This window comes from Microbacterium sp. PF5, assembly GCF_004794315.1.
Lineage (GTDB): Bacteria > Actinomycetota > Actinomycetes > Actinomycetales > Microbacteriaceae > Microbacterium > Microbacterium sufflavum.
Map to the genome: position 1 here is coordinate 1 of NZ_SSDQ01000138.1, position 12,197 is coordinate 12,197.

Consider the following 12,197-nt stretch of genomic DNA (forward strand, 5'->3'; position numbering starts at 1 on the left):
GGGCGCGGCCTGCGGCGCGGTGGCGGCAGGCTGGGCAGCGCCGGAACCGACGCGGGCCAGGACGGCGCCGACCGCGATGGTCTCGTCCTCGGCCGCGACGATCTCCTGGAGCACGCCGGCGACGGGCGAGGGGATCTCCGTGTCGACCTTGTCCGTCGAGATCTCCAGAAGAGCCTCGTCGACCTCGACCGAGTCACCGACCTGCTTGAGCCAGCGGGTGACCGTTCCCTCGGTGACGCTCTCGCCGAGCTCGGGAAGCACAATGTCGGTGGCGTCACCGGACGGCGCAGCCTCGGCGGCGGGAGCGGGAGCCTCGGCCGCAGGAGCCTCGGCCGGAGCCGGCGCTTCAGCAGGAGTCTCGGTCGCGGCAGGGGCCTCGGCAGGGGCGGCCTCCGCTTCGGGGGCGGCCGCAGCGGGCGCGTCGCCCGCCGGGGCTGCGGCGCTGCCGTCGCCGATGCGAGCGAGCAGGGCACCGACCTCGACGGTCTCGTCCTCGGCGACGAGGATCTCCTCGATCACGCCGGTGACCGGGGAGGGGATCTCGGTGTCGACCTTGTCGGTCGAGATCTCGAGCAGGCCCTCGTCCGCCTGGACGGTGTCTCCCACCTGCTTGAGCCAGCGGGTGACCGTACCCTCTGTGACGCTCTCACCGAGAGCGGGGAGGACCACGGATGTGCTCATGACTGAGTCTCCTTCAGAAGTTGTATGACGCTTGTCTAGCTTAGTGACTCGGGCACCGGTTGGTGCTCAGAGGGCGTGCAGGGGCTTTCCGGCCAGCGCGAGGAAGGCCTCGCCGAGCGCTTCGCTCTGCGTGGGGTGCGCATGGATGAGCGGAGCGATGTCCTCGGGGTGCGCCTCCCAGGCCACAGCGAGCTGACCCTCGGTGATGAGCTCGCCGACGCGGTCACCGATCAGATGCACGCCGAGCACCGGGCCGTCCTTCTGGCGGACGACCTTGACGAGGCCGCCCGTTCCGATGATCTCGCTCTTGCCGTTGCCGGCGAGGTTGTACTCGTAGGACGACACCGCGTCGGCGCCGTGCGCGGCCACGGCCGCCTCCTCGGTCAGCCCGACCGAGGCGACCTCGGGGCTGGAGTATGTGACCTTCGGGATCTGCACGTCGGGGACCGTCGCGGGGGAGAGGCCGGCGATGCGCTCGGCCACCGCGATGCCCTGCTGGAAGCCCCGGTGGGCGAGCTGGAGCCCTGGGACGATGTCGCCGACGGCCCACACCCCGGGAACCCCGGTGCGCAGTTCCTCGTCGACCGTGACGAATCCGCGGTCGAGGACGACGCCCGCTTCCTCGAAGCCCAGATCGGCCGTGGCGGGACCGCGACCGACTGCGACGAGCAGGTAGTCCGCGGTGAGCTCCGTGCCGTCCTCGAGGGTCACGCTGACGGACGTGTCGTCCTGGGTGGCCTGCTGGAACCGCACTCCGAGCGAGTACTGGATGCCACGGCGCCGGAACGCGCGCTCGAGCCCCTTGCTCATCGCGATGTCCTCGTTCGGCACGAGGTGCGGCAGCGCCTCGACGATCGTGACCTCGACACCGAAGGAGCGCCAGACGCTCGCGAACTCCACGCCGATCACACCGCCGCCGAGCACGATGACACGCTCGGGGATCACATCGAGCGCGAGTGCCTGCTCGCTGGTCAGGATGCGGCCGCCGATGTCGAGCCCGGGAAGCGTGCGGCTGTACGAGCCGGTGGCGAGCACGACGTCCGTCCCGACGTACACGTCGTCGTCGACGCTGACGCTCCGGTCTGCGTTGAGCCGTCCCGTCCCGGTGACCGTGGTGATGCCACGCGCCTTGACGAGGCCCTCGAGCCCCTTGTACTTCTTCGCGACGATGCCCTCGCGGTATGCCCGCACGCCCGCCGCGTCGATGCCGTCGAGGGTGGCCGAGATCCCCACCGCTGCGGCGTCGCGCACATGCTCCGCCACCTCCGCCGCGTGCAGCAGCGCTTTGGTCGGGATGCAGCCGCGGTGCAGACAGGTGCCTCCGACCTTGTCCTTCTCGATCAGCGCGACCGACTTGCCGAGTTCGCTGGCGCGCAGCGCGGCCGCGTAGCCGCCGCTGCCACCGCCGAGCACGACGATGTCGAAGGTGTGGGTTGTCATCGGTGTTATGCCTCCGTGTGGGATGCTGCTTCGGCGAAAGCGACGATCGATCGGACCATCGCCCCCGTTGGACCCTTCTCCGTGAAGCCGTACGGCGCACCGGCGTGTTCGCCGGAGCCCGCGATGTCGAGGTGCACCCAGGGGATGCGGGCGGCGTCCTCGGCGTCCGAGACCGGTCCGACGAAGCGTCGCAGGAACAGACCGGCGAACGAGGCGCCGCCCATCCGGTCGCCCATGTTCGCGTTCTGCAGGTCGGCGATCGGCGACTCGAGGGACTCCTCCATGTACGAGGGCAGCGGCATGTGCCAGGCGGGCTCTCCGGTCTGCTCCGCCGCGGCGAGGAACCGCGTCACCGTCTCGTCGTCGCCGAACACGCCCGTGTGCCGGTGTCCGAGGGCGGCGACGATCGCACCGGTCAGCGTCGCGACGTCGATGATGACGTCGGGGTGCTCTCGGCTGGCGGCGACCAGGCCGTCGGCGAGGACCAGGCGCCCTTCGGCGTCGGTGTTCTGCACCTCGACCGTCGTGCCGTCGAGGATGCGGATGACATCACCGGGGCGCAGGGCCCGGCCGGACGGCATGTTGTCGGTGATGCAGAGCCAGGCGGTGACGCGCACCGGGAGCCCGAGTCGGGCGATGGCGCGAAGGGCGGCCAGGGACGTCGCGGCCCCGGCCATGTCGAACTTCATGCCCACCATCGAGGCGGCCGGCTTGAGGGAGAGGCCACCGGTGTCGAACGTGATGCCCTTGCCGACCAGGGCGAGGTGCCGCACGGCGTCTGCGGGGGAGTAGTCGAGGCGGACCAGACGCGGCGGCCGGTCGGACCCCTGCCCGACCCCGAGGATTCCGCCGAAGCCCTGCTCCGCCAGCGCGGCCTCGTCGAAGATGTCGACGGTGACATCGAGCTCGGCGACGCTGTCGGCCGCGCTCTGCGCGAGCTGCGCGGGGCTCTGCCACTCCGCGGGGACGTTCACCAGATCCTTGATCAGCGCGACGGCTTCGCCCAGGGTCTGCGCTCGGGTGATCGTCTCGTCGTCGAGGTCCGCGTGGACGGTGATCCGCTCGGCGCGCGCCTTGCCCTTCTCGGTGCGGTAGCCGTCGAAGCGGTGACCGCCGAGCACGGCCCCCTCGGCGGCGGCGGCGGCGTGGCCGTCGAGGCCGGAGGCGAGCCCGAGCGCGACGTGCGGGAACCCGGTCAGCGAGCGGAGGGCGACACCGGCGGCGCTGCGGACCGCGGCATCGTCGATGCTCTTCCCTGCACCGACGACGGCGAACGGCAGGGTGGAGACGTCGGGCGCGTACACGCGGGCGAACGATCCGGCGGCACCGGTGAACCCGATGCCTTCGAGGACCTCGGCGAGGCCGGGGTAGGCCCCCAGCGACTCGGCCGAATCCGAGAGATCGGGAACGACGAGCACTGCGGCATCAGCAGCGCTTCCGGGGAACTGATCGGTGGTGTGCGAGAGCACGGGAAGCGTCATGCTCTCCATCCTAGGAGGACCTCTGCGACCGGGCGGCCCCGCGTGCCCCCGCGTGTTCGCTCTCAGCGAGACGGCCCGGCGCCCCTCGTCGGGACCTGCTCGTAGCATGGAGTCATGCCCTTCTCCGGAGAGATCCACGAACGCGTCGCGAACGCGCCGACGGTGCCGCACGGACTGCCCCTCGTCGTGCTCCTGACCGGCTTCACGGATGCCGGGAGCGCGGTGTCCGGACTGATCGACCACCTCCGCGAGTCCACATCTCCGCAGCCGCTCGTGATCTTCGACAACGATGTGCTCCTCGACTACCGGGCCCGCCGTCCGGTGATCTCCTTCGATCAGGACCACCTCACCGAGTTCCGGCCGCCTCGGCTGGAGCTCTCGCTCGCGACGGACGCCCTCGGTCGCCCGTTCCTCCTCCTCGCGGGCTACGAACCGGACTTCGCCTGGAACGCCTTCGCCGAGACCGTGCTCGACCTCGCCGCGGAGTACGAGGCATCCGGACTGCACTGGGTGCATTCGATCGCCATGCCCGTGCCGCATACCCGCCCCATCGGCACGACGGTGAGCGGCAACCGCCGTGACCTCGTGGTCTCGCACTCGGTGTGGCGCCCGCGGACGCAGGTGCCGGCGACCGCGGGGCATCTGCTGGAGTTCCGTTTCGCCGAGCGCGGCGAACGAGTGGTGGGCTTCGTGCTGCTCGTGCCGCACTACCTCGCCGAGACGGAGAACCCCGACGCGGTCAGCGCCGCGGCCGAGAAGCTCATGGCATCCACGGGACTGGTGCTCATGCTCGACGCCGTGCGCGAGCGCCGGGAGGACTACATCGCCAGGGTGGACGAGCAGGTCGCGGCGAACGACGAGCTGCAGCAGATGGTCCACAACCTGGAGCGCCGCTACGACGCCTACATGGCAGGCCGCGACCCCGAGGACGACAGCTACGACGAGGGCGGGTTCAGCGAGCGCGACCTGCCGAGCGCGGACGAGCTGGCGGCGGAGCTCGAGCGCTACCTGGCCACGCGACCGTCGGGCGACGAGGACAAGCCCGGCCGCGGCTGAGCCGGATAGACGCGAACTTCGCCGGATTGCATCCGGAGCGCCACACGTGTGCGATACTAGGAGTCCGACCCGTTGTCAATCGGCGTTTTCGAACTCCGGACTTGACAAGGGTCTTACTAGTGTCCGAAATGTCCCGGGGCCCGTGATCGGCTCCGTGAAAGGCGAAACGTGACTCCTGCCACGACGAAGAACACACGGACGAAGAAGGCCGCCGAAGAACCCACGCCCGACGAGGAGATCGAGGTCGAGAACCTCGACGAGGCAGCGCCCGCCAAGCGCGGTGCCGCCAAGCGCGGCGCGGCGAAGAAGAAGAAGTCGGAGGACGTCGTCGAGGAAGACGACGCCGCGACCGATTCCGCCGAGGAGAGCGCGGGGGACGACGAGGAGGAGGACGCCAAGCCGGCGTTCACCGAGCCGCTGCCCACTGGCGCGATCGTCATCTCGTCGAACGACGACGAGGACGTCCCCGTCTACTCGACGCAGATCACCGGCGCCACGGCCGACCCCGTCAAGGACTACCTGAAGCAGATCGGAAAGGTCGCGCTGCTGAACGCGGCCGAAGAGGTCGAGCTCGCGATGCGCATCGAGGCGGGTCTGTTCGCCGAGGAGAAGCTGTCCGCGATGACCCCGGCCGAGAAGTCGAGTCAGCTGGGTCTCGACCTCCAGTGGGTCGCCCGCGACGGCCAGCGAGCCAAGAGCCACCTGCTCGGCGCGAACCTGCGGCTCGTCGTCTCGCTCGCCAAGCGGTACACCGGTCGCGGCATGCAGTTCCTCGACCTGATCCAGGAGGGAAACCTCGGTCTGATCCGCGCCGTCGAGAAGTTCGACTACACCAAGGGCTTCAAGTTCTCGACCTATGCGACCTGGTGGATCCGTCAGGCGATCACGCGCGCCATGGCCGACCAGGCCCGCACGATCCGCATCCCCGTGCACATGGTCGAGGTCATCAACAAGCTCGCCCGCGTGCAGCGGCAGATGCTGCAGGACCTGGGTCGTGAGCCCACCCCGGAGGAGCTGAGCCGCGAGCTCGACATGACCCCGGAGAAGGTCGTGGAGGTGCAGAAGTACGGCCGTGAGCCCATCTCCCTGCACACTCCGCTCGGTGAAGACGGCGACAGCGAGTTCGGTGACCTGATCGAGGACACCGAGGCGGTCGTCCCCGCCGATGCCGTGGGCTTCACGATGCTGCAGCGCCAGCTCGAGCAGCTGCTCGACTCGCTCTCGGAGCGGGAGGCGGGCGTGATCCGCATGCGCTTCGGCCTCGGCGACGGTCAGCCCAAGACGCTCGACCAGATCGGTGACACGTTCGGCGTGACGCGTGAGCGGATCCGTCAGATCGAGTCGAAGACGATGGCCAAGCTGCGCCACCCGAGCCGCTCGCAGTCGCTGCGGGACTACCTCGAGTGATGCAGGCGAACGAGGGCAAGGCGCTCGAGACCAGCGTCGACGGCACGAGCTACGCGCGCATCCCGTTGCGCACCCGCGTGGTGATGCCGGACGACGACCTCGACGCGGTCATCACCGAATACGCGAAGGAGGTCGTGCAGCCGGGAGACCTGCTGTTCGTCACGGAGAAGATCGTGGCGATCACGCAGGGTCGGTCGTACCGACTGGACGAGATCACTCCGCGCAAACTCGCGCTGTTCCTCTCGAAGTACGTCACGCGCACGCCCTACGGCATCGGGCTCGGCATGCCCGAGACCATGGAGATGGCCCTGCGGGAGTGCGGCACGCCGCGTATCCTGTTCGCCGCCGCCGTCTCCGCGGTCACCAAGGCGTTCGGACGAAAGGGTGACTTCTATCGCATCGCCGGGGACAAGGCGCGCGCGATCGATGGCCCCACCAAGCACACGATCCCGCCGTACAACCAGGCCGTGGTGCTCGGCCCGAAGGACCCGGACGGCGTCGCAGCACGGCTCAAGGGCCTGCTCGGTGGGCAGGTGGAGGTCGCGGTGGTGGACATCAACGACCTCGGCGGCAACATCCTCGGATCGACGCTCGACAAGGCCGGCGAAGCCCGGCTGGTGAAGATCCTCGGCGACAATCCGCTCGGCCAGGGACTGGAGTCCACGCCGCTCGGCATCGTCCGCGCGGTCTGATCTGCTGGTTCGACGAGAACGCCCCCGGAGGAATCCGGGGGCGTTCTGTCGTGGTGGTCAGAACCCGATGACCTCGCGGTAGCGCGGCTTGTGGCCGGTGCGGATCCCGGTGACGCTGGGCTTGTTCTCGTACACGCCGGCGCCCCAGTTGCCCTCGACGAGCACGGGACCGTCCGGCGTGACGACGACGTCCCAGCCGACGTACTGCACCTCGGGCACGACCCTGGCCACGCGGTCGATGAAGGCTCGCACCTCGTCCATGAAGGGCAGCTGGAAGTCCGCGATGCGGAAGCCCGAGTCCGGGTGCGTCTCGTGCACGTGGCCGTGCGAGTCGTACCCCGCGCCGACCGCGTGTCCGTTCTCGTCGAGCATCGTGTAGAAGCCCCCGAAAGTCATCTGATCACTCACGGCGCCCCGCCCGAACTTCTGAGCCATCGCGAGGATGTGCGCCTTCTCGCCGTCGAAGAACGCGGTGATGCGGGTCGTGTTCACGGTGCCAGGGCAGACGGCGGCGAGGTCGTCGTGCTGTCGGATGACCTCTTCGATGAGGAGCTCGCCGCGACTCAGCAGCCCGCGGTGGAAGGCATCCCAGTCGTCGATATCGGCCGCGTGGTACCGGTGCACACCGGTGCCCGCCTGGCCGACCGGCTCCTTGGTGACGATGGTCCCCAGGCGTTCCGTGAGCGCGCGCACCTCGGCGGCGTTGCCCTCTTCGACCACCAGCCACTCGCGATGGAGGTGCTCGGAGAACTTCCGGTTGAACTCGATCTTGTCCTGGAAGATCCACCGGAAGTCCGGGTGGTCGTACTTCTGGGAGAGCTGGTTCGACACGGGGTGCGTCATGTAGGTGTCGCGCTCGGCACGGGTGAGCATCGCGAAGTCGTAGTCGATGTAGTCCTGGAACCCCACGTTGTGCCGCGCGGCGGACCACAGCATGTCCACGACGATCGTCGGGACGGGCTTGTGGTGCTGTGCAGAGGCCTCCTTCGCTCGCTCGACAACGGAGCCGACGTCGATGCGACGGGCGCGGCCGAGGAGGTAGCGGATGCGGGGCGCGAGAGAAAGACGAGTCATGGAGCTCCGGGGGTTGGGGATGCCGTCCAGTCTACGGGGGAGTCACACCGGGATCCCGGAACACGAAGCTAGGCTGGATCACGTGTGTGACACGACCTCGAGTGCGCTTCCGCGGGCGCTGATCTCCCGCTCCGCCCTCACCGCCGCAGCGGTTGCGGCCGTCCGCGAGGGGGGAGAGCGAGCAGACCTGCGCCGCGACGCCTGGGGTCACGGGCTGCTCGCCGTGGCCCACGCCGTGACGGTGGCCGGTGCCCGCGAGGTGCGCGTGGACAGCGAGGGCGAGGTGGAGATGCTGCGGCTGGAGGGCATCGCCGGGGTCACCACGGGGGAACCGGACATCGACCCGTCGATCCTCTACGGCCTCCCCGGCAGCAATCATGACGCGACACCGGTCCTGCGGCTGACGGGACGCGTGATGTCGACCAAGCCGCTGCGCGCGGGCGACGCCGTCTCCTACGGCTACACGTTCCGCGCGTCGGGCGACACCACGGTCGCGCTCGTGACCGGAGGGTACGCCCAGGGCATCGTGCGCGCGCTCGGCAACGTCGCCCTGGTCGAGGTGGACGGCATCCTCCGCCCGATCGTCGGCCGCGTGGCCATGGACGTCTGCGTCGTCGATCTGGAGGGCACGGAGGCCCCGGTCGGCGCCGAGGTGACGTACTTCGGTGGCACCGGACCCGCCCGAGACGAGATCGTCCGATGGTCCTCGGCGACGGACATGTCCGCCGCGGAGCTGGTCGCGGTCGCCGGTTCGCATGCCGTGCGGGGGTGGGAGGCATGAGCCGCCCCGAGCTGCGGCTGAGCGCGCGGACGCTCCGCGACAACATCGCGGCGGTCACCTCCCGCCTCGACGGATGCGAGCTCATGCTCGTGCTCAAGGACGACGCCTACGGCCACGGCCTCACCTGGACCGTGGAGACGGCCGTACAGGCGGGGGTGGCGTCGTTCGGAAGCTACGACGTGCGGGGCGGCCTCGACGTGCGAAGGATCGTTGGCCCTGAGGCGAGGGTGTTCGCGTGGGCCACCTCGACGGATGCGGAGATCGACGAGGCGCTGCTCCAGGGGATCGACCTCGGCGTGGGCACTGTGGAGTACCTGCACCGCATCATCGCGCGCGCCGAGGCGCTCGGGGCTGTTGCGCGCGTGCACCTGAAGATCGACACGGGCCTGCACCGCAACGGCGTGCTCCCGGAGGACTGGCCGGGGGCGATCGCGCAGGCTCGGGCTGCAGAGGCTGCCGGACAGCTGTCCCTGGAGGGGATCTGGAGCCACATCGCGGAGGCGAGCGATCGCGAGGACGATGACGCGCAGGCCGTGTTCCTCGATGCGGTCCGCGCCGCCGGGGGGACGGGCCCGACACCGGCCGCCCTTCACCTCACCGCGTCCGCCGCGTCGTGGTGGCGTCCCGAGCTGCGGGGCACCGTCGCCCGCATCGGTGCGTTCTGCTACGGGATCCGCTCCGCGGACGGGCCCGAGCTGGAGGGTGTGCGCCCGGTCGCGCGACTGGTGGCGCCGGTCGCACGCGTGGAGGAGGGCCGCGCGGTGATCGAGGTCGGCGCCTTCGACGGATTGCCATCGACGCTCGTCGGGGCCCGGGTCGGCACGCCGGCCGGAGCACGCGTGCTCGAAAGGATCGAACCGTTCTTCGCGCAGATCGAGGGATGGGCGGGACTGTCCGTCGGGGACGAGGTGACGATTTTCGGTCCCGGAGAGGCGGGCGAGTCCTCGGCCACGACGCTCGCGGAACGGATCGACACGGTCGGAGAGGAGATCCTCACGCGGCTGAGTCCGCGGATCCGTCGCGTGCCGGTGGACTGAGCCGGCGGGTCCGGCTCACTCCACCCGCGCGATCAGACCGTCTCGACGAGGCGAGCGGTCTCGTCGTGCCAGCTGGTGGCGACGCTGCGGAGCTTCTCCTCGTACTTGCGGCCGTGGTGGGCGCAGAACAGGAGCTCCGAGCCGTTGACCTCGGCGGCGATGTAGGCCTGCGCACCGCAGGAGTCGCACCGGTCCATCGCGGTCAGCCGGAACTCGACAGCGGAGGTCTCACGTTCGGTCGTTGCATTCATCTCGGGGCCTCCTCGGGTGTCGGCGTCCTTGTTGGTCGTGCTCAATACAACCACGCCCCGCCTGTGGGCATGCCCGGTTGTCGGCGTGTTTCGCTCAGCGCGTACGGGCCCGCGCCGACTGCCGACGCGTGGGGAGTGTCGGCCGAGTCCACGGCGCCCGCGCGAATAGACTCGGAGATTGTGAATGCCGAGTACTCCGCCCATCATCTCCAGGTGCTCGAAGGACTCGAGGCGGTCCGCAAACGACCGGGCATGTACATCGGCTCGAACGGTTCGCCCGGGCTCATGCACTGCCTGTGGGAGATCATCGACAACTCCGTCGACGAGGCCGTCGCCGGCAACGGGTCGCGCATCGACATCATCCTGCACGAGGACGGCAGCGTCGAGGTGCACGACCGAGGCCGCGGCATCCCGGTCGACGTCGAACCGCGCACCGGGCTGTCCGGCGTCGAGGTCGTCTACACCAAGCTGCACGCCGGCGGGAAGTTCGGCGGCGGCTCGTACGCCGCGTCCGGTGGACTGCACGGCGTCGGTGCCTCGGTGGTCAACGCCCTCTCCGAGCGTCTCGACGTCGAGGTCGATCGCGGCGGCAAGACCTATGCGATGTCGTTCCACCGCGGCGAGCCTGGCGTGTTCCGCGACTCCGGCGAGAAGCGGCCCGACGCGCCGTTCACGCCGTTCGAGGAGAAGAGCGAGCTGCGGGTCATCGGCAAGGCGCCGCGCGGCGTCACCGGCACGCGCGTGCGCTACTGGGCCGACCGGCAGATCTTCACGAAGGACGCCGCGTTCCAGCTGGCGGAGCTGGAGACGCGTGCGCGACAGACGGCGTTCCTGGTCCCGGGCCTCGAGATCGTGGTGCGCGACGAGCGCGCCGGTACGGCGCCCGTCGGCGACGACGGCGCTCCCGCCGGGCCGATCGAGACGTCGTACCTGTACGAGGGCGGCATCTCCGAGTTCGTCGACTACCTCGCCATCGATCCGCCGGTGACGGACACGTGGCGCATCCAGGGCGAGGGCACGTTCCGCGAGACGGTGCCCGTGCTGCAGGCGGACGGCCACATGGTCGCGACCGAGGTGGAGCGCGTCTGCGAAGTGGATGTCGCGCTGCGCTGGGGCACGGGCTACGACACCCGCATCCGCTCGTTCGTCAACATCATCTCCACGCCCAAGGGCGGCACGCACCAGCAGGGCTTCGAGCAGGAGCTGCTGAAGGTTCTCCGCGCGCAGGTCGAGCAGAACGCCCGCCGGCTGAAGGTCGGCAACGACAAGCTGGAGAAGGACGACGTGCTGGCCGGGCTCACGGCCGTGCTCACCGTCAACGTGCCCGAACCGCAGTTCGAGGGCCAGACCAAGGAGGTGCTCGGCACGCCGGCGGTGCGGCAGATCGTCGCCCACGTCATGCGCAAGGAGCTCCTGCAGCGCTTCACGTCGACGAAGCGCGACGACAAGAGCCAGGCCACGCAGCTCCTCGACAAGATCGTGTCCGAGATGAAGGCCAGGGTGTCCGCGCGGGCGCACAAGGAGACACAGCGCCGCAAGAACGCGCTGGAGTCGTCCACGCTCCCCACGAAGCTCGTCGACTGCCGCACCAACGACGTCGAACGCAGCGAGCTGTTCATCGTGGAGGGCGACTCCGCTCTCGGCACGGCGAAGAACGCGCGCAACAGCGAGTTCCAGGCACTCCTGCCCATCCGCGGCAAGATCCTCAACGTGCAGAAGGCCTCGGTCGGGGACATGCTCTCCAATGCGGAGTGCGCGTCGATTATCCAGGTGATCGGAGCGGGCTCGGGTCGCACGTTCGACATCGAGGCGGCGCGCTACGGGAAGATCATCCTGATGAGCGACGCCGACGTCGACGGCGCCCACATCCGCACCCTGCTGCTCACGCTGTTCTTCCGGTACATGCGACCACTGATCGAGCACGGCCGCGTGTTCGCCGCCGTTCCTCCGCTGCACCGCATCATCGTGATCAACCCGGGGTCCAAGCCGAACGAGACGATCTACACGTACACCGAGCAGGAGATGCACGCGCTGCTGGCGAAGCTCCGCAAGGCGGGCAAGCGGTGGCACGAGCCGATCCAGCGCTACAAGGGTCTCGGGGAGATGGACGCCGAGCAGCTGGCGAACACGACCATGGACCGCTCCGGGCGTCTGCTCCGTCGCGTCCGTATGGAGGACGCGGAGGCCGCCGGTCGCGTGTTCGAACTGCTGATGGGCAACGAGGTCGCTCCGCGGCGCGAGTTCATCATCGACTCGGCCGACCGGCTGTCGCGCGAGTCCATCGACGCCTGACACGC

The 12,197-nt window shown here is 69.5% G+C and carries 11 protein-coding genes; 6 read left to right on the forward strand and 5 right to left on the reverse strand.

Annotated elements, in window-relative coordinates; all coding sequences use genetic code 11:
• The 3 genes from DW297_RS12885 to DW297_RS12895 form a co-directional block, all read right to left on the reverse strand.
• On the reverse strand, positions 1 to 681 hold a 681-nt coding region (locus DW297_RS12885), incomplete at its 3' end, for a biotin/lipoyl-containing protein (RefSeq protein WP_342589028.1).
• Between the two features lie 66 nt (positions 682 to 747).
• Positions 748 to 2,121 carry a dihydrolipoyl dehydrogenase gene (lpdA, locus tag DW297_RS12890; RefSeq protein ID WP_136033003.1) on the reverse strand — a complete coding sequence of 458 codons (1,374 nt, stop codon included), beginning with the start codon at positions 2,119 to 2,121 and terminating at the stop codon, positions 748 to 750.
• Positions 2,122 to 2,126: 5 nt separating this feature from the next.
• Complete coding sequence (locus tag DW297_RS12895; protein ID WP_136033005.1) at positions 2,127 to 3,602, reverse strand: leucyl aminopeptidase; 1,476 nt, start codon at positions 3,600 to 3,602, stop codon at positions 2,127 to 2,129.
• Positions 3,603 to 3,716: 114 nt separating this feature from the next.
• On the opposite strand from DW297_RS12895, the gene DW297_RS12900 reads away from it, so the two are divergent.
• The 3 genes from DW297_RS12900 to DW297_RS12910 all read left to right on the forward strand — a co-directional run bounded on the left by DW297_RS12900 (position 3,717) and on the right by DW297_RS12910 (position 6,757).
• The gene (locus tag DW297_RS12900; protein ID WP_136033007.1) at positions 3,717 to 4,658 is read left to right on the forward strand and encodes a proteasome assembly chaperone family protein; all 942 of its coding nucleotides are present in this window, start codon (positions 3,717 to 3,719) and stop codon (positions 4,656 to 4,658) included.
• Between the two features lie 168 nt (positions 4,659 to 4,826).
• Entirely contained in the window at positions 4,827 to 6,065 is a 1,239-nt protein-coding gene (locus DW297_RS12905; RefSeq protein ID WP_136033009.1) for an RNA polymerase sigma factor, read from the forward strand.
• The gene (locus DW297_RS12910; protein WP_205814340.1) at positions 6,065 to 6,757 is read left to right on the forward strand and encodes a coenzyme F420-0:L-glutamate ligase; all 693 of its coding nucleotides are present in this window, start codon (positions 6,065 to 6,067) and stop codon (positions 6,755 to 6,757) included. The genes DW297_RS12905 and DW297_RS12910 overlap by 1 nt, the downstream gene beginning before the upstream one ends.
• Positions 6,758 to 6,814: 57 nt before the next feature.
• On the opposite strand, the gene DW297_RS12915 is transcribed toward DW297_RS12910, so the two are convergent.
• Positions 6,815 to 7,831, reverse strand: a complete 1,017-nt coding sequence (locus tag DW297_RS12915) for a sugar-transfer associated ATP-grasp domain-containing protein (RefSeq protein ID WP_136033014.1) — start codon at positions 7,829 to 7,831, stop codon at positions 6,815 to 6,817.
• 82 nt (positions 7,832 to 7,913) lie between these two features.
• Here DW297_RS12915 and DW297_RS12920 point away from each other — a divergent pair, with 82 nt between their 5' ends.
• Together DW297_RS12920 and DW297_RS12925 are read left to right on the forward strand one after the other, a co-directional pair.
• Positions 7,914 to 8,612, forward strand: a complete 699-nt coding sequence (locus DW297_RS12920) for an alanine racemase (protein ID WP_240744619.1) — start codon at positions 7,914 to 7,916, stop codon at positions 8,610 to 8,612.
• Entirely contained in the window at positions 8,609 to 9,649 is a 1,041-nt protein-coding gene (locus DW297_RS12925; RefSeq protein ID WP_136033019.1) for an alanine racemase, read from the forward strand. The genes DW297_RS12920 and DW297_RS12925 overlap by 4 nt, the downstream gene beginning before the upstream one ends.
• Before the next feature lie 32 nt (positions 9,650 to 9,681).
• On the opposite strand, the gene DW297_RS12930 is transcribed toward DW297_RS12925, so the two are convergent.
• Positions 9,682 to 9,900 (reverse strand): DUF7455 domain-containing protein, encoded by a 219-nt coding sequence (locus tag DW297_RS12930; RefSeq protein WP_136033021.1) that lies wholly within the window; start codon positions 9,898 to 9,900, stop codon positions 9,682 to 9,684.
• Between the two features lie 180 nt (positions 9,901 to 10,080).
• On the opposite strand from DW297_RS12930, the gene DW297_RS12935 reads away from it, so the two are divergent.
• Positions 10,081 to 12,192, forward strand: coding sequence for a DNA gyrase/topoisomerase IV subunit B (locus DW297_RS12935; protein ID WP_446724373.1), 2,112 nt, complete (start codon positions 10,081 to 10,083; stop codon positions 12,190 to 12,192).
• Positions 12,193 to 12,197 lie beyond the last annotated feature (5 nt).